At 44.9% G+C, this 21,563-nt stretch carries 19 protein-coding genes; 15 read left to right on the top strand and 4 right to left on the bottom strand.

Translation table 11 applies throughout. The features are described from left to right. The first annotated feature begins 325 nt into the window (after positions 1-325). The 4 genes from ftsH3 (at position 326) to QT973_RS15665 (ending at position 4,244) form a co-directional block, all read left to right on the top strand. Positions 326-2,164, top strand: coding sequence for an ATP-dependent zinc metalloprotease FtsH3 (gene ftsH3 / locus QT973_RS15680; protein WP_006633639.1), 1,839 nt, complete (start codon positions 326-328; stop codon positions 2,162-2,164). A gap of 287 nt (positions 2,165-2,451) precedes the next feature. Continuing rightward, a complete protein-coding gene (locus tag QT973_RS15675) occupies positions 2,452-2,631 on the top strand; it encodes a hypothetical protein (protein ID WP_333055413.1) in 180 nt (59 codons plus the stop codon). Between the two features lie 351 nt (positions 2,632-2,982). Beyond that, a complete protein-coding gene (locus QT973_RS15670) occupies positions 2,983-3,621 on the top strand; it encodes a bifunctional 4-hydroxy-2-oxoglutarate aldolase/2-dehydro-3-deoxy-phosphogluconate aldolase (protein ID WP_333232878.1) in 639 nt (212 codons plus the stop codon). 101 nt (positions 3,622-3,722) lie between these two features. Next, positions 3,723-4,244 (top strand): L,D-transpeptidase, encoded by a 522-nt coding sequence (locus QT973_RS15665; protein ID WP_333055415.1) that lies wholly within the window; start codon positions 3,723-3,725, stop codon positions 4,242-4,244. Between the two features lie 167 nt (positions 4,245-4,411). On the opposite strand, the gene QT973_RS15660 is transcribed toward QT973_RS15665, so the two are convergent. Beyond that, positions 4,412-5,239: a YwqG family protein gene (locus tag QT973_RS15660; protein ID WP_333314198.1), complete on the bottom strand. Its 828-nt coding sequence runs from the start codon at positions 5,237-5,239 to the stop codon at positions 4,412-4,414. Positions 5,240-5,368: 129 nt separating this feature from the next. Further along, entirely contained in the window at positions 5,369-6,958 is a 1,590-nt protein-coding gene (locus QT973_RS15655; protein ID WP_333391661.1) for an Hsp70 family protein, read from the bottom strand. A gap of 74 nt (positions 6,959-7,032) precedes the next feature. On the opposite strand from QT973_RS15655, the gene QT973_RS15650 reads away from it, so the two are divergent. From QT973_RS15650 to QT973_RS15640, 3 genes are all read left to right on the top strand, one after another. Next, positions 7,033-8,367: an AAA family ATPase gene (locus QT973_RS15650; RefSeq protein WP_333209039.1), complete on the top strand. Its 1,335-nt coding sequence runs from the start codon at positions 7,033-7,035 to the stop codon at positions 8,365-8,367. 1 nt (position 8,368) lies between these two features. Then, a complete protein-coding gene (locus tag QT973_RS15645) occupies positions 8,369-8,914 on the top strand; it encodes a hypothetical protein (RefSeq protein WP_333055419.1) in 546 nt (181 codons plus the stop codon). A 272-nt stretch (positions 8,915-9,186) separates the two neighbouring features. Then, positions 9,187-9,867, top strand: coding sequence for a CPBP family intramembrane glutamic endopeptidase (locus tag QT973_RS15640; RefSeq protein ID WP_333232885.1), 681 nt, complete (start codon positions 9,187-9,189; stop codon positions 9,865-9,867). Positions 9,868-9,895: 28 nt separating this feature from the next. Here the strand turns inward: QT973_RS15640 and QT973_RS15635 are convergent, their stop codons facing one another. Further along, complete coding sequence (locus QT973_RS15635; protein WP_333209093.1) at positions 9,896-10,108, bottom strand: ATP-binding protein; 213 nt, start codon at positions 10,106-10,108, stop codon at positions 9,896-9,898. 1,365 nt (positions 10,109-11,473) lie between these two features. On the opposite strand from QT973_RS15635, the gene QT973_RS15630 reads away from it, so the two are divergent. From QT973_RS15630 to QT973_RS15615, 4 genes are all read left to right on the top strand, one after another. Continuing rightward, positions 11,474-12,625 carry a glycosyltransferase family 4 protein gene (locus QT973_RS15630; protein ID WP_333055421.1) on the top strand — a complete coding sequence of 384 codons (1,152 nt, stop codon included), beginning with the start codon at positions 11,474-11,476 and terminating at the stop codon, positions 12,623-12,625. A gap of 589 nt (positions 12,626-13,214) precedes the next feature. Next, a complete protein-coding gene (locus tag QT973_RS15625) occupies positions 13,215-14,585 on the top strand; it encodes an O-antigen ligase domain-containing protein (protein WP_333055422.1) in 1,371 nt (456 codons plus the stop codon). Between the two features lie 441 nt (positions 14,586-15,026). Continuing rightward, positions 15,027-15,821: a WecB/TagA/CpsF family glycosyltransferase gene (locus tag QT973_RS15620; RefSeq protein WP_333055423.1), complete on the top strand. Its 795-nt coding sequence runs from the start codon at positions 15,027-15,029 to the stop codon at positions 15,819-15,821. A gap of 201 nt (positions 15,822-16,022) precedes the next feature. Beyond that, positions 16,023-16,466, top strand: a complete 444-nt coding sequence (locus tag QT973_RS15615; protein ID WP_333055424.1) for a DUF4079 domain-containing protein — start codon at positions 16,023-16,025, stop codon at positions 16,464-16,466. Positions 16,467-16,547: 81 nt separating this feature from the next. On the opposite strand, the gene QT973_RS15610 is transcribed toward QT973_RS15615, so the two are convergent. Further along, complete coding sequence (locus tag QT973_RS15610; RefSeq protein WP_333055425.1) at positions 16,548-17,456, bottom strand: alpha/beta hydrolase; 909 nt, start codon at positions 17,454-17,456, stop codon at positions 16,548-16,550. 490 nt (positions 17,457-17,946) lie between these two features. Here QT973_RS15610 and QT973_RS15605 point away from each other — a divergent pair, with 490 nt between their 5' ends. The 4 genes from QT973_RS15605 to QT973_RS15590 all read left to right on the top strand — a co-directional run bounded on the left by QT973_RS15605 (position 17,947) and on the right by QT973_RS15590 (position 21,389). Continuing rightward, a complete protein-coding gene (locus QT973_RS15605) occupies positions 17,947-18,324 on the top strand; it encodes a FeoA family protein (protein ID WP_333232886.1) in 378 nt (125 codons plus the stop codon). A gap of 158 nt (positions 18,325-18,482) precedes the next feature. Then, complete coding sequence (locus QT973_RS15600) at positions 18,483-18,725, top strand: FeoA family protein (RefSeq protein WP_333209033.1); 243 nt, start codon at positions 18,483-18,485, stop codon at positions 18,723-18,725. Continuing rightward, positions 18,725-21,064, top strand: coding sequence for a Fe(2+) transporter permease subunit FeoB (gene feoB, locus QT973_RS15595; RefSeq protein WP_333055428.1), 2,340 nt, complete (start codon positions 18,725-18,727; stop codon positions 21,062-21,064). The genes QT973_RS15600 and feoB overlap by 1 nt, the downstream gene beginning before the upstream one ends. A 58-nt stretch (positions 21,065-21,122) precedes the next feature. Beyond that, positions 21,123-21,389: a FeoC-like transcriptional regulator gene (locus QT973_RS15590; RefSeq protein WP_333232888.1), complete on the top strand. Its 267-nt coding sequence runs from the start codon at positions 21,123-21,125 to the stop codon at positions 21,387-21,389. The last annotated feature ends 174 nt before the right edge of the window (positions 21,390-21,563 follow it).

Raw genomic sequence — 21,563 nt, 5'->3', positions numbered from 1 at the left:
TACCATATGGCTTGTGAATAAACAGGAACATTCCACAACAATATAGCCCTGACTCAGATATCTTATCAGGAATCAGCTCCCTAAAAATTACTGCGACTAAAGGCTTGACAATTTTTTATTTATGGTATAGGTAACTCGTGATTGCAGCACCCGCATCTCCTGACGACGCCCAGGGCTGTTCCGTTCCCACGACCTCACCTGAGACCGCCGCAGCATGGCCGGGAATCCTCACCACACAAAAACAAGTTACAATTACGTTAAGATTGATGAACATAAATAAAAAATCCCAAATCACAGGGACTAAAAATTAGGAGGATCGACCTCGGTGAATAAACGCTGGAGAAACGCTGGCCTGTACGCACTGCTGGCTATTGTAGTCATTGCCTTAGCAACGGCATTTTTTGACAAACAGCCCCCAAGTAGGGAAGTTTGGAAGTACAGTCAATTCATTCAGGAAGTCGAAGGCAAGAGAGTAGACAAAATAAATATCAGTTCCGATCGCAGCAAAGCCCTGGTCACAGCCCAGGACGGCAACAAGGTACTCGTTAACCTGCCCAACGACCCCGAACTGATCAACATCCTGACCAAAAATAACGTAGATATTTCAGTTCTGCCCCAAAGCGACGAAGGCTTCTGGGTAAAAGCCCTCAGCAGCCTGTTCTTCCCAATTCTGCTTTTGGTCGGACTGTTTTTCCTGGTGCGGCGCGCCCAAAACGGGCCCGGCAACCAAGCCATGAACTTCGGCAAATCCAAAGCTAGAGTCCAAATGGAGCCGCAAACTCAGGTGACTTTCGGCGACGTGGCTGGCATCGAACAAGCCAAGCTAGAGCTCGCAGAAGTCGTGGACTTCCTGAAAAATGCAGACCGCTTCACCGCAGTCGGAGCAAAAATTCCTAAAGGCGTGCTGCTAGTGGGCCCTCCCGGAACAGGCAAAACCCTGCTCGCAAAAGCAGTGGCTGGAGAAGCAGGCGTTCCCTTCTTCTCGATTTCCGGTTCAGAATTTGTGGAAATGTTCGTGGGTGTCGGTGCTTCCCGCGTCCGCGACTTGTTTGAACAAGCTAAATCGAACGCTCCTTGTATCGTATTCATCGATGAAATTGACGCCGTAGGCCGCCAGCGGGGAGCTGGTTTGGGCGGTGGTAACGACGAACGGGAACAAACCCTGAACCAGTTGCTGACAGAAATGGACGGCTTTGAGGGTAATACTGGCATCATTTTGATTGCTGCTACGAACCGCCCCGACGTGCTCGATGCGGCGCTGCTGCGTCCGGGTCGCTTCGATCGCCAAGTTGTGGTCGATCGCCCCGACTTCGGAGGTCGCCTAGAAATTCTCAACGTTCACGCCCGCGGCAAAACTTTGTCCAAAGACGTGGACTTGGAAAAAATCGCCCGCCGGACACCCGGTTTCACAGGTGCGGATTTGTCCAACCTACTCAACGAAGCAGCAATTTTAGCCGCCCGTCGCAACTTGACCGAAGTCTCGATGGATGAAGTCAACGATGCGATCGACCGCGTGCTCGCCGGCCCAGAAAAGAAAGACCGCGTGATGAGCGAAAAGCGCAAAACTTTGGTAGCTTACCACGAAGCCGGTCACGCTTTAGTCGGCGCGCTGATGCCCGACTATGACCCCGTGCAGAAAATTAGCATTATCCCCCGCGGCCGCGCTGGTGGTTTGACTTGGTTCACACCCAGCGAAGATCGGATGGATTCTGGCTTGTATTCTCGGTCTTACTTGCAAAATCAAATGGCGGTAGCTTTGGGCGGCCGCATTGCTGAAGAAATTGTCTTCGGCGAAGAAGAAGTAACCACTGGCGCGTCGAACGACTTGCAGCAAGTGGCAAGAGTAGCGCGGCAAATGGTGACTCGCTTCGGAATGAGCGATCGGCTAGGCCCTGTAGCTCTCGGTCGCCAACAAGGCAATATGTTCATGGGTCGCGATATCATGGCCGAACGCGATTTCTCTGAAGAAACCGCAGCCACGATCGACGATGAAGTGCGTTTGTTGGTAGAACAAGCTTACCGTCGCGCTAAAGATGTACTCGTCGGCAACCGCCACGTCCTTAATGCTTTGGCAGATATGCTAGTTGAAAAGGAAACTGTGGATGCGGATGAATTGCAAAATTTGTTAGCTAATAGCGATGTGAAAATGGCGACGATCGCCTAATCAATTTTGGATTTGGGATTTTGGATTTTAGATTAAATCTAAAGTTTGAAATCGATAATGGGGGTGATTCTGGGATTGTCTGGAATCGCCCCGATTTTTTTATGAGTGCGATCGATCGATCGATTTTAGATTTTAAATTTTGGATTTTAGATTAAATCTAAAGAATGATATTATGTCCGGTCGCTTCGCCCGAAATCAGGTAGGGGCGGGTTCACCAATAATATCGGCCAATAATTGACAATCTCAAAAACCCGCCCGGCCGGGATATTACGGTCAATCGATCGGACATGATATCAGACATTCAGCATACCTTTTTCCAGCAGCTAGCGCTTAAATTCTTCCCAGAGAAATCTTGGTTCATCTTTTCTAGATTCAATAATCACACAGTCCTCAACATCCTCCCAGATATCGTCTGGGTACTGGAAGTCAAGCAGCACCACGACTTTTTAGCCTTGAGACTCAACTAATATCAAATCCGTATTATTCATCTCTCTCTTCCCTTTCTCTGTATCCTCTGTGTCCTCTGTGGTTTCATCATTCCGATACAACAGGAATTGATATAAAAACTGAAAATCTGTCGGTTCGCCGCATTCAGCCAGCACGTCAGCTCAAAAATCTCTGTGATTTTTGAGGTCAACAATTGCAGCGGTTTTGTTGCCTAGATTGTCCGTTAAAAATTGAACGCCGCACATATTGTAAATTGCCATATATCGAAGTTAGCAACCTGTATTAAAATTAGATGCGAGTCACAATCATATGAGTTTACAATTTGGGAGCCTTCCCAAATCTAAAATCTAAAATCTAAAATCTAAAATTGTATGAATCATCAATCTTGGTTGACACTACTAAAAAAACACCGGGCGATCGCAGTCATCCGTTCCTCCGAAAAAGAACTCGCTCGGCAGATGGCATCATCGGTAGCAGCAGGAGGAATCCAGTTTATTGAAATTACTTGGAATACCCACAAATCTGCTGAATTAATTGCCGAACTCCGCTCCGAATTCCCTACTTTTAGTATTGGAACCGGTACTTTATTAAACTTAGAAGAGTTGCAACAAGCAATAGACTGCGGCGCTCAATTTCTGTTTACTCCGCACACCGATTTAGCTATGATTAAAACAGCCGTTGACGCCGGAGTGCCGATCGTCCCCGGTGCTTTTTCTCCCACGGAAATTGTAACCGCGTGGCAAGCAGGCGCTACCTGCGTTAAAGTGTTTCCGATATCGGCTTTGGGAGGCGCGGCTTACCTGAAAAGCCTGCAAGGCCCCCTGGGAAACATTCCTTTAATTCCCACTGGCGGGGTGACGCTGGAAAATGCGAAAGTATTTATTGACGCCGGGGCGATCGCCGTTGGTTTAGCCGGAGACTTATTTCCTAAACACTTAGTGGAAAATAGCGATTGGCGGGCGATCGTCCAAATTGCCCAAACTCTCTCCCAAAACTTAACAACTTGTTAAGCCCTGTTTCCAAATCCAACATTTCAAATCTAAAATCTAAAATAGGACAAGCCAATCTAAAATCTAAAATCTAAAATCTAAAATAGTACGAGGTGTGAGAAATGAACAGCATTATCAACTCAACTTACTTCCGCCGCGCTGGAACTTTCTGTGCCGGCTGCGCCCTCACTTTTGCTGCATTCTGCGGCGGTTCAATGACCGCATTTGCCAGCGAACAGCACAACATAATTGCCAATAAAATTATGCTGTTGCAGCAATCCAGCGAACGCTGGATTGAAATAGATTTGTCAAGACAAAGGTTAATAGCTTGGGAAGGAAATACACCTGTTTACGCGGTGATTATTTCCAGCGGCAAATCATCGACTCCCACCCGCACGGGAACCTTTGCCGTTCAAACCAAGCACCGCGTTACTAGAATGACTGGGGATGACTACGACGTGCCCGACGTTCCCTATACAATGTATTACGACGGAGGCATGGCAATTCACGGCGCTTACTGGCACAATTTGTTTGGCAATCCCGTTACTCACGGCTGCACAAATGTAGCTGTCAATCACGCTAAATGGCTATTTGAATGGGCTTCGGTGGGAACACCCGTGGTGGTGCACAAATCTCAGGTTTAGGGAATTGGGCATAGTCGAACATTATTAGAACTGATGCACCGGTGGTCAGAAACCGGGTTTTTTTGGGAAATACTGCGTTACAGCCGTAGATTCGGTCAAAAACCCGGTTTCTTCGATCGGAGTTCATCAGTTCTGGTTTTTGTAGCTTGCTTACTTCATTACTGCCTTCAAGCACAATCCCAATTATATAAAACCTTACTAAAATCTAATTCTCTTAGTGCTGATTCATCAATAAAAAAGTTACCTACACCAGTGTCTCCCCACATGATATCTACTGTCTCATTGCAATCGGTATCCATTTGCAATAGAAGAATGTCTAGCTTTTGTTTTTGCTCGGAGTTACTACTATATTTTCTTACGTCCTCTTGTGTAAAATCAGGATAACCACCTATTTTATGACCAACGGGTTGTGATATTTCTAGGTACTCATCCTCTATTTCAGAGTTCATAAATAACTCTTCAATTTCCGATCCTAAAATTTCTGTAAATTGGTAGTCACTGGTACTAATCGGCGCATATTTTTTAGTAAATTGCAAGCCGCAACAGCCATGAACAGGAAAATATTCTGGTTCCGGCAAAAAATCATAATTGGTAATCATATTTTCAACTGTGAAGTCTGGCTGAGGAAAATAGATTATTTTGAATCTGTCTTCGAGTGCGGGATTATCTACATTGGCGGAATTGCCCAAATCTAAACCATATAGGTCATCGTCGGCTATATAGAACTGTAAGATACCCCGATCGGGAAAACCATCTAAAGGCGGTATTTCATCAAAGTTGAGTTGCGCTAGCAAAAATAAATATTTACCGTCACAAGTTTTGGGATATTCAAAGCCTTTAGGTAAATAGGGCAATCCCCCAAATTTACTCTGCCACCAATTAACGTCATCATTATTCTGGGTTTGAATTTCGATGTAAGGTTTAATGGTAGCTTCGATTCTGTCGCGATACTTTTCTAGTTCTGGAGAGAGTGAACATTCTAGTTTGTAGTTCATCTGCTTTTAATAATTTTAGTCTTGGACACACTCCATCAAAGAAACCGGGTTTTTCACTTAATCGGCGGGCTGCAACGAATGATTTTCCTAAAAAACCCGGTTTCTGAGCTCCTATGCGTTCAGGAATGCTTAACTTAGCTGCACCACGGGTTTATCCTCTAACAATGTTTGATTTGTCAGCAAATCTTCCACGGTAATTCGTAAAAAGCGCTGTTCGTCAACGCGGAAGAAGATTTTGATGCGATCGCTCCCCGGATACCCAGGCGGCGTCAATTGCGCGATGCTGCGGGCTCCTTCTTTATCATTTAAGGGCTGTACCGATGTTTGGCCCGCGAGTTGGCGAGTAATTAGTCTGTCGCCATCAAAATATATCTCCGTGCCGCCAGTTTCCGCTCCCAATTCGCCGATAATTAATTCTATACTTGGCTGACTTTCTAAAGAAGCCCCCAAGACTAATTCTACCGGTTCGCTCATCGGATAAGACTGGCCGGATTTAATTAAACTGTGCCAACTGTGGCAATTGTCGCGGCGGTTCCAGTAGCGAATTCCGTAACTGTGATAGAGAAAATCTTTGATTTCTATGCCTTGACTCAGTTGCAGAGCACCTTGGGCGATCGCCTCAAAGGGTTTGTCGCAGCGAATTTTTGTCGGCTCGAAATATTGCTGCACCCAACGCTGAACAGCGGGAATTTGTACAGTACCGCCAACTAGCAAAACTGCGTCGATGTCGCCAATTTCTAAGCCTTGGCGCCGCGCTTGCTGCAATACTTGATTCATGCACTCGTCGAGTTTGTCAAAAAACTGATGTTCACCGAGGATAGATTCAAAACGAGATCGATCTAATTCTAATTCGTAACTCTCAAAATTTTCATCATCAAAATAAACCTCAACTGCCTGATTTACTAAAGATAACTGAATCTTTAACCGTTCTGCCAATCTCGTTGTAATCGGAGATTTTGCCAGCCCTTTTGTTTGAACAAAATAGTCAACTAGCCAATTATCAATATCAGAACCGCCTAAATTTTGTCCGGCTTTAGCCAAAACCCGGGCAACTTTTGTTTTTTGCGCTGAAGATTCAGCTAATAGCTTTTCGCCCCACTTGAGAATAAAACCGAGGGGCTTTTTGTTGGAGGAAGCGTCCAAACGCACCAAAGAAAGGTCGAGAGTTCCGCCGCCGAAATCAATGACTAACAGATTTTCGCGATCGGCTAAACCGTAACCCAAAGCAGCCGCCGTAGGTTCGTCCAGCATCCGCACCTGTTCTACTTGCAGAGATTGAGACACTTTGCCCAACCAATGGCGGTAAGCTTCAAAACTATCTACCGGCACAGTAAAAATCAAAGAATCGATCGGCAAAGGCACTTCGCGAATTGAGTTTACAATTTGGCTCAAATACCACTCACCTACTCGTTCAAAAGTAATAAGTTGCCCGTCAAGTTCCGGCACAAAACCCTGAACAGAAGTGCCAATTCCCCGCTTAAAATTGCGAAAAAACCGAGAATCTCCGCTCAAATCCAGACCTTTGTCGCGGACTTGCTGACCGAGTATTACTTTATTTGCAGCAGCGTCCTCAACGTAGAGTAAACTCGGAATTAGGGGCGGATTTTGAGCCGAGATTGCCGACAATCCCGGTAATTTTAAAGTTTCGGGCTGCTGGAGGACTTGATTCCAGCGAGCGACGACGGTGTTGCTAGTTCCAAAATCAATTGCGATCGTCATTCAGCCAAAATACACAGCTACTAGGGATTAGATTATAATATGGTATTTGGAGCGGCAAAGACCAACATAATATTATGACTCAATCCACTTTCTTTGAAACCGAGAACGAAGAGCCTGTACAGGGAATTACTGAAATTGCAGTATGCGGCTACAAGTCTATTTACGAAGAGTGCCAGATTGAAGTGCGATCGCTGACAATTCTAGCCGGTGCCAACAGTTCTGGTAAGTCTAGCATCATGCAGCCACTATTGCTGATGAAGCAAACGCTAGAAGCCCCTTACGACCCAGGTGGTTTGAAACTTGACGGGCCTAATGTTAAATTTACATCAGCAGAACAGGTATTGTCTAAACTTTCTCCAGAAAAATACAGGGATGAGTTTTCTCTCAGGCTGAATATAGACACAGATAATTTTTTTATCAGCTTATTCAGAAAGCAGCCAAAGCACGGGATTAAAGTTGTTAAAGCGACTTACTGTATTCCTTATTACGATGGTGAAAATATTACTATATTTCCCGGAATGCAGCATCAAGAATTGTTGAAAACTATTTCCGAATATCTGGCTGAAACTTACAATTTATTGTTAGATAATAACTCCTACGAAGAACCGCCATTATTGAGTGTGAGTAATGTCCGATGTTTTCTAGATTTGAAATTTGGCGACAGTCAGTTTGATTCACCCTATTCGGCGAATTTCCCCAAACATATTCGCCGCATAGTCCACGTTCCCGGGTTGAGAGGCAATCCAGGACGCACCTACAATACCGCAGGAGTTGGCAGTGAATTTCCGGGTCTTTTTGAAAATTATGTTGCTAGTATAGTTAATTACTGGCAAGAAACAAAAGACGAGCGACTGATAAAATTGGGTCAAGCTTTTGAGTTATTAGGACTTAACTGGAAAGTTGAAGCCAGACAGATTAATGACGTACAAATTGAACTGCTAGTAGGTCGTTTATCCCGCAGCGGGAGTGCAAGCGATACTGTTAGTATTGCTGATGTTGGCTTGGGAGTATCGCAAACCTTGCCTGTTTTAGTTGCTTTGCTTGTAGCAGAACCAGGACAATTAGTTTATCTAGAACAGCCGGAAATTCACTTGCATCCTCGCGCTCAAGTTGCTTTAGCACAAATCTTAGTGGATTCTGCAAATAGAGGTGTGCGAGTAGTTCTAGAAACTCACAGCGAATTGCTGCTTTTAGCAGTTCAATCGTTAGTTGCCGAGGGTAAAATACTACCGGATTTAGTAAAACTTCACTGGTTTAAACGGCGCGACGATGGTGTTACAGAAGTCACCAGTGCCGATTTAGACGAGACGGGAGCTTTTGGAGAGTGGCCTGAAGATTTGGGCGATGTTTCTTTGCATCTAGAAAGCCGCTATTTGGATGCAGCAGAAGCTGTTTTGTGGAAGCGTTAATATGGCAGATAAAGTTTCTAAACGCCTGGTAATAGATGCTTCTGTTGCGCGTGCTACTGGTAGAGAAGATGCAACCTATCCCACATCGGTTTACTGTCGGAAATTTCTCCAAGCTGTCTTGGATCTTTCTCACCGAATTGTGATGACTCCAGATATTAGAGATGAGTGGAACAAACATCAATCAAAATTTGCTCGTAAATGGCGGTCCCAGATGGTGGCCAAGAATAAATTATGTTTCTTCGATATCGAGGTAGATAATGATTTGTGGTGTCAAGTTGAAGCAATAGCCGAGAGCGATAAAGAGCGGGAAGTAATGGTTAAAGATTTGCGCTTGGTGGAAGCTGCGATCGCTACAGATCGCACAGTAATTTCACTTGATAACAAAGTGAGACAATGTTTTGCTAAAGTAGCAGTAGATGTTGATCCGCTAAAAGATATTATATGGGTAAACCCAGCCCAAATAGCAGAAAAACCCCTTGATTGGCTGCAAAATGGTGCTGAACCTGAAATAGAACGATCGCTCGGATTTCAGAAAGCAGACAACTGAGTAGATTTAGAGTAATGCCGGGTTAGTAGGATCGTCCGTGCGATCGCCATTTTACCAATTTTTAGTTTCAAGAAATAAACGCAAATTTTATAAACTGCACACAACTCATACCTTTTAGATTAAAAACGTGAGAATGACTGACTGCATAAGGGTTTGGATCGCGGCCCTACAGTTGCATTGTTTCTTGAAAGTGGTATAATCTGTCCGCCTCCACCAAGCTTTTTCATTCGATCTCAATCCAATTTTTTAAGGAATCGTGCAAAATGTTGGACATGGGCGATCGCAAAACAGCACTATTGGCTTTAACATTGCTTGTCCCTGCCGCTAGTATCGGTATCATAGCAGCCTTGTATCTTGCCCCTGGAAGCTGGGGACAAACACTCTCAGTCTTTTGTCAAGTTTGGTTGCTGGTTTTTCCGATCGCGTGGTCTGTTTTTGTCGATCGCAAAAAGCTCAGTTTATCCCTGCCCAAGCCCCAAGAATTGCTGGCTGGATCTATTTGGGGAATATTCATGTTTGCGGTAATTCTGGGTATCTATAGCCTTTTTGGTCAGCAGTGGATCGATCCTGTAGTTGCTAAAGAAAAATCGTACCAGTTAGGTATTAGCAGCCCTACTATTTACTTGATTGTCGAAGCATATTTTGTGCTAGTTAACTCGCTGATTGAAGAATTTACTTGGCGGTGGTTTGTCTGCAACAAGTGCCAGATTCTCATACCGGGTACAAAAGCAATATTTCTGAGTTCGCTATTTTTCACCCTCCACCACATTTTTGTAATCGCAGCTTACAGCGACTGGCAGGCTGTGATCTTAGGTTCCTTAGCTGTCTTCACCGCCGGGATAATTTGGTCGCATTCTTATCTGACTTACCGTTCGCTTTGGTCGAGTTATATCAGCCACGCGATCGCAGATTTAGCCCTGGCAATTATTGGTTGGCAAATCCTTTTTAACTAGCTGCTTTTTCAGCTACAATCGTCGGCAATTATACAGTAAACATTGACCCTTTTCCCAAATCGTTCTCCCGACTAATATCTCCCCCCATCATCACACAGAATTTCTGGGCGATTGCCCGTCCCAAACCCGTACCGCCGTACCTGCGAGGAGTATAATCGTCCGCTTGCGTAAAAGCTTGAAATACTCTCTCAATTTGCTCTGGCTTGATTCCAATTCCAGTATCGCTGACTGTGAAACTAATCCATTCTTCAGCAGCCGGAATATCCGAACTCGGCTATTGATTGATGCTGTGCAATAATCGAAGTTCATATCTTCCCACCGGAAGATGCTTTCCGTTCAGGCATCTGCTTTTAATTCTAGGTTTGGTTTTGCTGGCGATCGCATAATTTTAGCTGCATAAAAACAGGCCAACATATCGCTACAAGCATCGGCGGCCCGGCCCCCAAGATCACACCGATTGTCATCGGGAATTGCCAACTTAGGAAAAATTATGATTTCATAACATCAAATTTTTTGTAGGCGAAATCGTTTGATACATTCCACGAAGCTGCTGCTACTACTTAGGAGTCAAAGTTTGCACGATATTGACCAATCCACCTTGAGTATTCCTTGGATCTTGATAGGGTCATTTGATAATTTGCTGCTGAATTTTTGTTACGGTAATTACTTAGACTGGAATTGGGCAGGAACGCTACATATACTCTGCCCCCCACTGGCAGTCTCTTGTGGGAACTTTTTCAGGCGATCGCCTTTTATTAACAAATTTAAAACTCATGCCGCTAATTAAATTTATATTGGTGAAACTCTATGTTCTGTAGCACGATTGGGAAACCTATTTTTTCAAACAGTGGACGCATCAACTAGGTTTTTTTATGAACAGACGAAAACTGAGGGCGAGGGGGATCGCTTTAAAAATCCGCTTTATCCCCTCATTCGCGGCTCCACGACGATGATTCGCGCGATCGCGCCCCTGCAGGTTTCTGAGAAAACCACCATCTCTGAATCTTGACCAAATAGGATATTGTGTCAAGCAATACCTACAGCACATTTACCAAAAAATTACAGCCACTGATGGTATTTATATCTGTTATTTTCATGGATCGATCAACATTCTCAAGGTAAGAAGTCCCCTCTTGAATCCAGTATAAAATTTTGCCAAAGGCGATGTCAATCTACTGAAGATTGTTGCAGATGCTACCTTTATCCCTCACATGAAAAGTTTGCTGCTATTCGGTTTACCGTACATTCCTATCTGTTGGCTCAAATGATGTTATCTTGAACAGAGGCTGTTACAGAGCTTGGTGTTTGTCGCGAAACAAGCTTCTATTTGATGAGGTATCTATCTTCGGGCTGAACTTTCGCCGATCTGCAAATTATCCCGATGGGAACTGTTTCTGGCTAACATCAATCCTTATGATCAATGCAACGACATTCAAGTTGTGGCAGATAGATATTGGGGTGTTGCGAACAGTCGATCGGTTCGATTCTATGTAAACACCAGGAAAGCGGTAATTAATATTCACCCGCCCCTCTTTCCTTTTGGGCTCTAACATCAGCGCTGCTAGCAGCGCCGAAAGCGAGTAAAAGTCTTCAGCGGGACTTAAAAATGAAAATCACCTTTGTTCTTCCTACTCTGTCTCTAACTGGTGGAATACGAGTAATATCTATTTTCGCAGAACTTTTGAGAAAGCGAGGACACTCCGTGTTCGTCATCTCTGTACCCAGTCCCCAGCCGAGTATGCGCCAGCAAGTCAAGTCGCTGCTGCGAGGAGGGGGTTGGATTTCCCCACCTGAAAATGAACCCTCATTTTTCGATAACTTAGGTGTAGAACACAAAATTACCGATCGCTACCGCCCCGTAGAAGACAAAGATGTACCTGACGCTGACGTAGTAGTGGCCACCTGGTGGGAAACCGCCGAGTGGGTAGCCAAACTCTCTCCTAGCAAAGGAGCAAAAGCTTATTTTATCCAGCACCACGAAATTTTTGACTATCTACCTCAAGGAAGAGTAGAAGCAACCTGGATGCTGCCCATGCACAAAATTACGATCTCTGAGTGGTTAGTTGACCTAGCTCGGACTAAATATGGCGATCGCGAAGTTTCCTTAGCTCCTCCTACCGTGGACACCAAGCAATTTTACGCCTGTCCTCGCAACAAACAATCGGTTCCTACAGTTGGCCTAATGTACTCTACAATCTACTGGAAAGGAACCGACATCGCCCTCAAAGCTTTTTCCCTAGCGGCAGAAAAGATCCCCAACCTGCGTCTGGTTGCCTTCGGTACAGGGGCCCCATCCTCGGAATTGCCCCTACCGGCCAATGCCGAGTATGTAATTCAACCCGACCAAGACAAAATCAAAGACTATTACAGCAAATGCGATGCTTGGCTGCTGGCGAGCCGCTCAGAAGGCTTCGGCTTGCCAATTATCGAAGCGATGGCGTGCCGCACTCCCGTCATCAGTACCCCAGCAGGTGCTGCTCCTGAAATTTTGAGCGGCGGTACTGGCATACTTGTAACACCAGAAGATCCCGAAGAAATGGCAAAAGCCATAGAGTCTATCTGTCAGATGCCAAATTCCAAGTGGCAAGCCATGTCTGAAGCCGCCTATGCCAAGGTGAACAACTATACTTGGGAAGATGCCACGGATCATTTTGAAGCGGCATTGAAAGTTGCTGTAGACAAATCTAAACAGCGCGACGTTAACGTAGATTCCTTTTCTCCCTACTCTGCGAAGGAAAAAATTCCAGTTCGATGCTAAGTGCCGCGCCGCCATTTGAAACTCGGCGCTACGGGCGTTTTAGGTGCGGGATTCTGGGGAGAAAATCAATATCCTCTGGTGGGTTTCTTCTGCCACAACTAAAATCGCCCGTGTCCTGTTTTCTACGCAGCAGTCTCGACACGAGTTCTGACCGCACTGACGTGGGAATACTGGTTATAAATTGCTCAGCCAAAATCTGAACCAGAGGGCGACGGAGGTTTTCAGGCTGGCTCCGTTACAGGCTAAACTTGTCTAGTCATCAAACATCTGCCCATTTGTAATTGGGACTTGTCCCTGACGACAAAGTAAGATCGGCTAGACTATCAAGTGACGATCGCCTCCTGCAGAGATCCGCACCCCGCAGAAAAGGCAAAAATAGGCTGGTAAGTGCGAACTTGCTGTTATGGACGATGCAACTAATCTCCTCGATGCGGCACTGTACACTGCTTTGGAACGTCAGGCACAATTAACCAACAACACGTAAAATTGAGGTTGATTGAAAAGATTGGGGTTGGGCGATCGTTTAATCAAGAATTTTGAGCGGGCAATTTGAGTTGTCTTTCTAAAATTTTACTGCCAAAAAATACCTATGGTTGCATTAATCCCACTTGCTCTGTTCGGCTTTATTCCAGTCGTTTGTTACCTGTTTGTGAGGTTTCCGGCTCAGCGTGCAGTAATTATAAGTTTTGTGGTAGGGTGGCTGTTTTTGCCGCAAGCTTCTTATCCCATCCCCTCATTGCCATCCTATACCAAAATCTCGGCTGCTTGCTACGGCGTTTTGTTGGGGACTCTTATCTACGATCCTGCGCGCCTCACATCTTTTAAGCCCGGTTGGCTGGACGTGCCAGTGGTAATTTACTGTTTGTGTCCAATTGTTTCACAAGTTAGTAATGGCGGCAGTCCAATTTCTCCGACTATCAACCAAATCGTTACTTGGGGTCTGCCTTATTTTTTAGGACGCTTGTATCTAGGTAGTTTAGACGGGCTGCGACAATTGGCGATCGGGATTTTTGCAGGTGGGTTGGCCTACATTCCTTTTACTTTAATTGAAGGGGTTAGGGGCCCAATTCTGCACCTAATGATTTACGGCGTCAATGCCTTTGAGGACTGGGGTCAAGCAAGGCGCCTGGGGGGGTGGAGACCGGTAGTATTTATGCAGCACGGTTTGATGGTGGGTCTATGGATGATGACAGCCGCCTTAATCGCACTTTGGCTTTGGCAAACTGGGACGCTCAAAAAGTTTCAGGGTCGTAACATCAAGACTTTAGCAATTATATTAACTATCGCTTTTTTCCTATGCCGTTCTACTGGCGCCTACAGTTTATTTGCAATGGGGTTACTCGTATTATTCTCTGCCAAGTGGTTTCGCACCCCTTTGCCCCTGCTATTCATAATTGGATATATAGTGTTTTATCTGTACGTCGCTGCATCGGGTCAATTTTCGAGCAAAGACGTGATGGACTTCATCACTCCAATATTTGGCGAAGAACGCTCCGCCTCTCTGAAGTTTAGATTTGACATGGAAGAGATTTTGGGGGAAAAAGCGCGGCAAAGATTTCTTTTTGGCTGGGGAGATTCCGGCGGAAACCGCGTTTACGACGAGTCGGGTAAAGATATCTCGGTCACCGACAGCTTATGGATTATTGCATTTGGCGTCAACGGTGCAGTCGGTTTAGCTAGTTTATTTTCTTCTTTGTTACTTCCTGTTATCGTCTTTACCCTGTTCAAGTATCCCGCCAGAACCTGGTCAAATCCCAAAGTAGCGCCCGCTGCCGTCCTGGGAGTAGCCTTAACTATGTACGTGTTTGACTGTGTTTTGAATGCTATGACTAACCCGATTTTTGCGCTGATTGCTGGAGGAATATCGGGTCTCGTCTTAAAAGCTCCAGAAAGTCTTAAGGCCAAGAAAACCAGTTCGCCACCAAGAAGACATTCGCTGGTTCACCAAAAATCAGGATGATTTTCAGGAATACGATCGCCACTTCACTTCAAGCTGGAGACTATATTGCCTTCCCTAGAGACCAAAAACTCAAAAATCTACCACTTTTGGATGAAATCCCGTTCGGAAGTTGCCAGATATTTGTCACTAGGTTAAACTCTTAATCTCATAAACTCTTTTTTTTACATTCATTTGCAATGCTTCAACAAGTATTAGCACTGGATGGCTTTTTACTTGAAACTGTCTTGCGACTTATAAACTTAAAAATTGGCTTTATACACTTTTTCTAAAACGAGCTGATTCTTTACATAATCTTTAAAAATCCTGACTAGACAGGTAGGGCATAGGAGGATATACTGAGAAAACTATGTTCACTGAAGCGCCTAGTTACAACACGCAACTGTATTGTGGGCTATAATAGTTTGAGTTGTAGTTTAATATAAACCGGGAAGGGCATAATAAATGAAAACAGTTAATTTATTGAATGTCTCGATAGATAACTTGTCAATCACAGAGTTGTTTGAAAAACTCGACGGCGAAGGTGGTGTCGTATTTACACCAAATGTAGACCACTTGATTAAGTTGCAGTATGACCGCGACTTCTATGAAGCTTACAATACATCTACTTACAGAGTCTGCGACAGTCAAATATTGATGTATGCCTCCAAGTTTTTGGGTACTCCTCTCAAAGAAAAGATTTCTGGTTCGGATTTGTTTCCGGCATTTTATATGTATCACAAAGATAACGAGAAGATTAAAATATTTTTGCTAGGAGCGGCTGAAGGTATTGCTAGGAAAGCCCAGGAAAAAATTAACCAAAAAATTGGTAGACAAATAGTGGTTGAAGCACTTTCTCCTTCTTTTGGATTTGAAAAAAATGAGGAAGAATGTGAAACAATAATTGATGCGATCAATAAATCAGGAGCGACAGTTCTGGCTATCGGAGTGGGAGCGCCAAAGCAAGAGAAGTGGCTGGTTAAATACAGGAGCAAATTAACACACGTCAAAATTTTCTTAGCCGTAGGTGCAACCATTGATTTTGAAGCTGGTTGCAAAGCCAGAGCTCCAAAATGGATGAGCGAAGTCGGCATAGAATGGGCGTACAGACTGTTAAGTGAACCGAGAAGGTTGTGGAAAAGATATTTGATTGAAGGTCTGCCTTTTTTCCGGTTAATCTTAGAACAAAAATTAGGGTTTTATAAAATGCCTTTCATGGAGAGCAAAACCAGCCAGCTAGAATGGAAAGGTGGCTCCTAAAAAGGTGCTCCACCAATATCGAGCGTAAATTAAGCTGAGTATCGGAGAAAGTGGGTTTGACTTCAAGGTAAGACTGATGCAATCTGTGGATAGTCCGATCGCACATCGCACTCGATCTCAAAATAATTCATTTTTGCTTTCAAGTCCAGGTAAAATCGGAAAGAAACCTTTTGTGGAAAATCCTAATTAGGGATGCAACCGATGAATCTGCCTTCTTTCTTGTGGTTGTGGAAAATAGCGGCTTGGTCAATGGGTGTTTCCCTGTTGGCTTACCTGTTGCTGGCCGTTACTGGAACGTGGATGTTTGCCGCTAGGAGTACCAAAAAACCGCGCCCAAAATGGCTGCGTCCCTTTCATTTAGCCACTGGTGCGGGGATGGCGACTTTGGTAATTTTACTGCTGGGAATTGGTGTAGTCGGCACCCTAGGATACTACGGCAATTTGGGTCACTCGGCTCATTTACCGGCGGGGTTAGCTGTTGTGGCTTTGGTGTTGGTTTCTGTTGGAAGCGGGCTGCAAATTGGCCCTAAACATCCTTGGGCACGTCCCCTCCACATCGGCACTAATTTGGCCTTGTTTGGGGGATTTGTGACTGTGTTGCTCACAGGATGGACGATCGTACAAAAGTATTTGCCGAAAGTTTGAAACCTGTCTATTTGACCTCAAACTATACCAAATTTTCCAGGGAAACCATATATGTAAGGTGCGCCGCAGCGCACCCTAGGTTTAATTTTTTTGCGTGAGTCCGCTTTTGGTGATGAATTCTAAAATATGCTGCGCGGTAATCTGTGGCTTTTCTAAGTGGGGAACGTGCCCACAGTCGGGTATCCAAATTAGTTGAGAATTTGCGATCGCCCTTGCAAACTTTTCCGCATCCGCCGTCCCCAAAATCCGGTCTTGTTTTCCCCACAAAATCAGCGTCTGCTGCTGAATTTGCGATAATTTTTCCCCAAAACCACCGTAACCGCCGCTTTTGGTAAACGCAATTAAAGCTTGATTCCAGTTGGGCATTTCCAAGTGCAAAGCAGCACAAGTTTGAGCGTCAACAGAAGCCAAATTTTTATCGAAATAAGCATTGACGCTAATTCGCTGGCGAATTTTGGGATTGCGTAAAAATGAAGTTGCCAGATATCCTAAAGGAGGAATTAAAAACTTCCCCTTATTAGAACTGATGGCAAAACCTGCGCTATCTATTAACACTAATTGTTTTACAGCTTCGGGATAATTGAGAGTAAAATCAATTGCTGCTGCACCTCCCATTGAAGCACCGACTAAGATTACAGGCTGCGAAATTAGCGTTTTCCAAAAATAGTAAAGGTGACTTTCAATTGCCCTCGCGCTGAATGCCAAACCTGCTGCTCTTTCTGTAAAGCCAAAACCCAACAAATCAACCGCCCAAGTTTCATTTTCGGCAGCCAGCAGCGGCAACAGGCGGCGGAATTCAAACAAGGAACTGTCGAAGCCGTGAAGTAGCAAAATCGGTGTGTTGCCGCTGCCTTGGCGCACGTAGGTTGTGGCAATTGGTTCAGAAGATAGGGGAGTTGTAATTGCCTCCCGTTGAATGCTTTGGGCTAAGGCAATTGAGGTAGATTCTGTGAGTTGTGCGATCGACTTTGGCAGAAAACTTGCTGGCATAATTCTTGATAAATTGTGAATCGGTAGGGGCGATGCCACTCTGTCCGCCCTAACATTTAAGTATATATGCTTGCTCGATCGCTATTTTAGGAGTTGGGGCGAGTCATTAAAATTCGATCGATATTTAGTATCGCGGCGTCCCACCAATGGCTGATTCTGTTTCTGGTTAATATATTTGAGAATTGTTGCTAATAAACAATTTTTCAGATAAGATGCTTAAGAGCAGTAAGTTTGACCATCGCGCAATTTAACCGCAAATTGGCATCTAACCTAAGAGAGATTTCAACTCTAGATCGCAAAAAAAGCATCAAATTTCCGATCGCGGGGAACAACTGTATCCGAAATCTTCCCAGAAAACAAGTAGCCTGACAACCGAAGTTTGGCGATGCGTGGACTGCGGTGTAAAGTTTATTGAGAATATATCTCAATTGTTTCCTGGGAGTAACGCCAAAAAACTTGCTGCTAAAACCGATCGACTGTGAGAAGACCCATGAAACAAAACCAAGCATACAGCCAACAGAAGCAAGAGTTAAACCCCAAGTCTTTCGAGGGTTTCACCTTTTACGGCGAGACACCAGAAGTCTCTCAAAGCGAAGACAGCAGCACAGAAACTCAGCCTGCTTTGGGTGAAGGTAAATCATTTCCCCTAGCAATGGCAAGCATCGGCGAGACACTGCAGATTGTCAAACTCAAAGGTTCAGAAGGCACGGTACGCCGTCTGATTGGTATGGGATTAGTCCCCACTATTGAAGTTCAAATCGTCAGCACCTCTGGCGGTTCCGTCATCGTGGCAATTGGGGACAACCGCATCGGTTTGGGGGCAGGGATGGCACAGAAAATTATGTGTAGGAATTCAAAATTGCCATAAAAAATTTGCATCTACAGCAATCCTATTTCATTGGTAAAAAGATTTTTTTTATTAACCGCAGAGGGCGCAGAGGGCGCAGAGTCAGAGAAAAGAGAGATGTTCACAGATTCTGAAATTTCATTGAATTTTTACCAATTTAGACTGCATTCAAACAACAGATGAACGAGAAAAAACAACTAGGGGATTTAGCTGTCGGCGCAATCTGCCGCGTCATTGGCTATGAGAAAACAGCCCGCGCCTATAAGGGCAAATTGTTGGCAATGGGGCTGACACCGGGAACTGAATTTACTATCACCCGCTACGCACCTTTGGGAGATCCCATCGAAATCCTCGTGCGGGGTTTCAAACTCAGTTTACGCAAAGATGAAGCTAAAACTCTATTTGTAGAAGAGGTTAAATAATGGCTAAGCAAATTATTGGATTGGTAGGCAATCCTAACTGTGGCAAAACTACCTTATTTAATGCCCTGACTGGTGCCAAGCAGCGAGTAGGTAATTGGCCGGGAGTAACTGTCGAACGCAAAGAGGGAAAATACACTCACGATGGTTTAGCAATTACGATTGTTGACTTACCGGGAGTTTATTCTCTTGATGCGGAAGATGGAGATACTGGACTCGATGAATTGGTAGCGCGAGATTATTTGCTATCTGGGGAATCTGACTTAATTATTAATATTGTTGATGCTTCTAATTTAGAGCGCAATTTGTATCTCACTACCCAAATTTTGGAGATGCGCGTACCGACAATTTTGGCGCTGAATATGATGGATGTTGCCAAAGAACGGGATTTCAAAATCAAGGTCAATAAACTTGCAGAACGCCTCGGCTGTACGGTAGTGCCGATGAGTGCTTCCTCGAATGACGGAGTGCCTCTGTTGCGTGATGCGATTAATCGGGCGCTGTCTCAGCCGATCGTACCATCTGCCTATGTCGCTTATCCGGCTACGATCGAAGATGCGATCGTCCAACTCATCCCGCACATCGAAAAACACAGCCCAAATCGCACCGTAGATGCCCGCTGGACAGCCCTGAAGTTGTTAGAATATCAGGATGAAGTCGCCCCGGAACTCGCCAGTACAGAACTCGAAAAAATCGTCGTTCCGCACCGCCGCCGAGTCCATGAAACCCTCGATGACGACCTCGATATTATCATCGCCGACAGCCGTTACACTTTCATCCGCAACCTAACCCAAGGCGTCACCGAATGTTCTAGAGAAGTCAAAACCAACGTTTCCGACAAAATTGACCAAATTGTTCTCAACCGTTTCTTAGGCATTCCCGTATTCTTAGCGGTAATGTACCTAATGTTCACCATTTCGATTAACGTTGGTGGAGTGTTTATCGACTTTTTTGACATCGCCTTGGGGACAATTTTTGTAGATGGTTTCGCTAAACTTTTAGAAAGTATCAGCGCACCAGGATGGTTGATTGGACTTCTCGCAAAAGGTGCTGGTGGTGGCATTCAAACCACATCTACATTTATCCCCCAAATTGGGATGATGTTCTTGTGTTTGTCTGTTTTAGAAGACTCCGGCTACATGGCGCGGGCTGCCTTCGTGATGGACAGATTGATGCGATTTGTCGGACTTCCCGGTAAATCCTTTGTGCCGATGATAGTCGGTTTCGGCTGCAATATCCCCGGAATTATGGCGACGCGGACATTGGAAAATAAGCGCGATCGTACAATGACGATTATGATGAATCCATTCATGTCTTGCAGCGCCCGATTAGCAGTTTACGCCCTATTTTGCGGCGCATTCTTCCAAGTCGGCGGTCAAAACATGGTATTAGGACTTTACCTAATCGGAATTCTAGCCGCTGTTCTCACCGGACTAATCCTCAAGAATACCATCCTCCAAGGAGAAGCCGCGCCTTTTGTTATGGAATTGCCGCCCTACCACATTCCCAAGCTCAAAGGAGTGCTGCTGCGTACTTGGGACAGGCTGAAAGCTTTTATCACAAAGGCCGGAATTGCGATCGTGATCATGGTGGTTATACTAGGATTCATGAGCTCAGTGGGCACCGACGGTTCCTTCGGCAAAGACAACAGCAAAGACTCAATTCTTAGTGCAGTCGGCCACGCGGCAACACCTGTATTTACACCAATGGGAATCACCCAAGAAAACTGGCCCGCCACCGTCGGTTTGCTAACAGGAATATTTGCCAAAGAAGTAATGGTTGGAACCTTAGATTCCTTGTACACCCAACTAGCAGACGAACAAAAAGCAGCAAGTGGAGAACCGGAGAAAGAAGAAGAATTTAGTTTCTGGGGAAATATCGGCCAAGCATTTTTTAGCATACCAGAGAATCTTACAAAACTTCCCGGTCAACTTTTCGATCCCCTCGGCTTAAATTCTACTAATATTACCGACCAAAAACAAGCGGAAGAAGACCAAGGTATCTCTGGTAGCACCTACGGACAAATGTCCCAGCGGTTCGGTTCCAATCAAGCAGCTTTTGCTTATTTGCTTTTTGTATTGCTGTACTTTCCCTGCGTCTCCGCAACGGCTGCGCTTTACCGCGAAACTAACTTGGGATGGACTGTATTCGCAGGCTTATGGACTACTGGTTTAGGTTACTGGATTGCAGTCCTCTATTATCAAGTCGCGACATATGCAGAGCATCCAGAATCTTCAGTTATTTGGGTAGTGAGACTGGTAATAGCTATGGCGCTGACACTTGCGGGATTAAAAATGATCGGTGCAATACGCCCCAAGCGACGCGCAGCAATCAGTAGTTAGTTGACTGTTGACTGTTGACTGTTAACTACGTTTAAGAATCAAACAAAGGAGAAAAGCCATGATTTTAAGCGAAATCCAAAAATTTATTGCTGACAACAAAAGAGCCTCTATCGCGGATCTAAAAATCCACTTTCGCATGGATGGTGATGCTTTGCGCGGAATGTTAAATCGCCTAATTCGCAAAGGCAGAATTAGCAAAATGGCAGAAGCAAAAAAGTGCGGCGGGTGTGGCAGTTGCGCCGACGATGCAACGGAGATTTATGTATGGGTAAATCCTGGCGAGTCGGTGTCAGCAAAAGAGCCAGTTTCTGCAACTTGCCATTAAGTGATATTAAGTTTGTAGTAAGGACTTCAGAAATCAGGAAATGGCACTGCCGTTTCCCTACAATTAATCGGGGTAGGGAAACAGCAGTGCCGTATCCTCCTCGCGAGTTCATGATTATTTTGCGGTAGGGATACGGCAATGCCGTCTCCTCTAATCAAATAGCTAACTGATATT

The sequence above is a fragment of the Microcoleus sp. Z1_A1 genome (assembly GCF_036700305.1).
Classification (GTDB): domain Bacteria; phylum Cyanobacteriota; class Cyanobacteriia; order Cyanobacteriales; family Microcoleaceae; genus Microcoleus.
The sequence above is the reverse complement of the archived record's forward strand: the minus strand, read 5'-3'. Positions and strand labels throughout refer to the sequence as shown.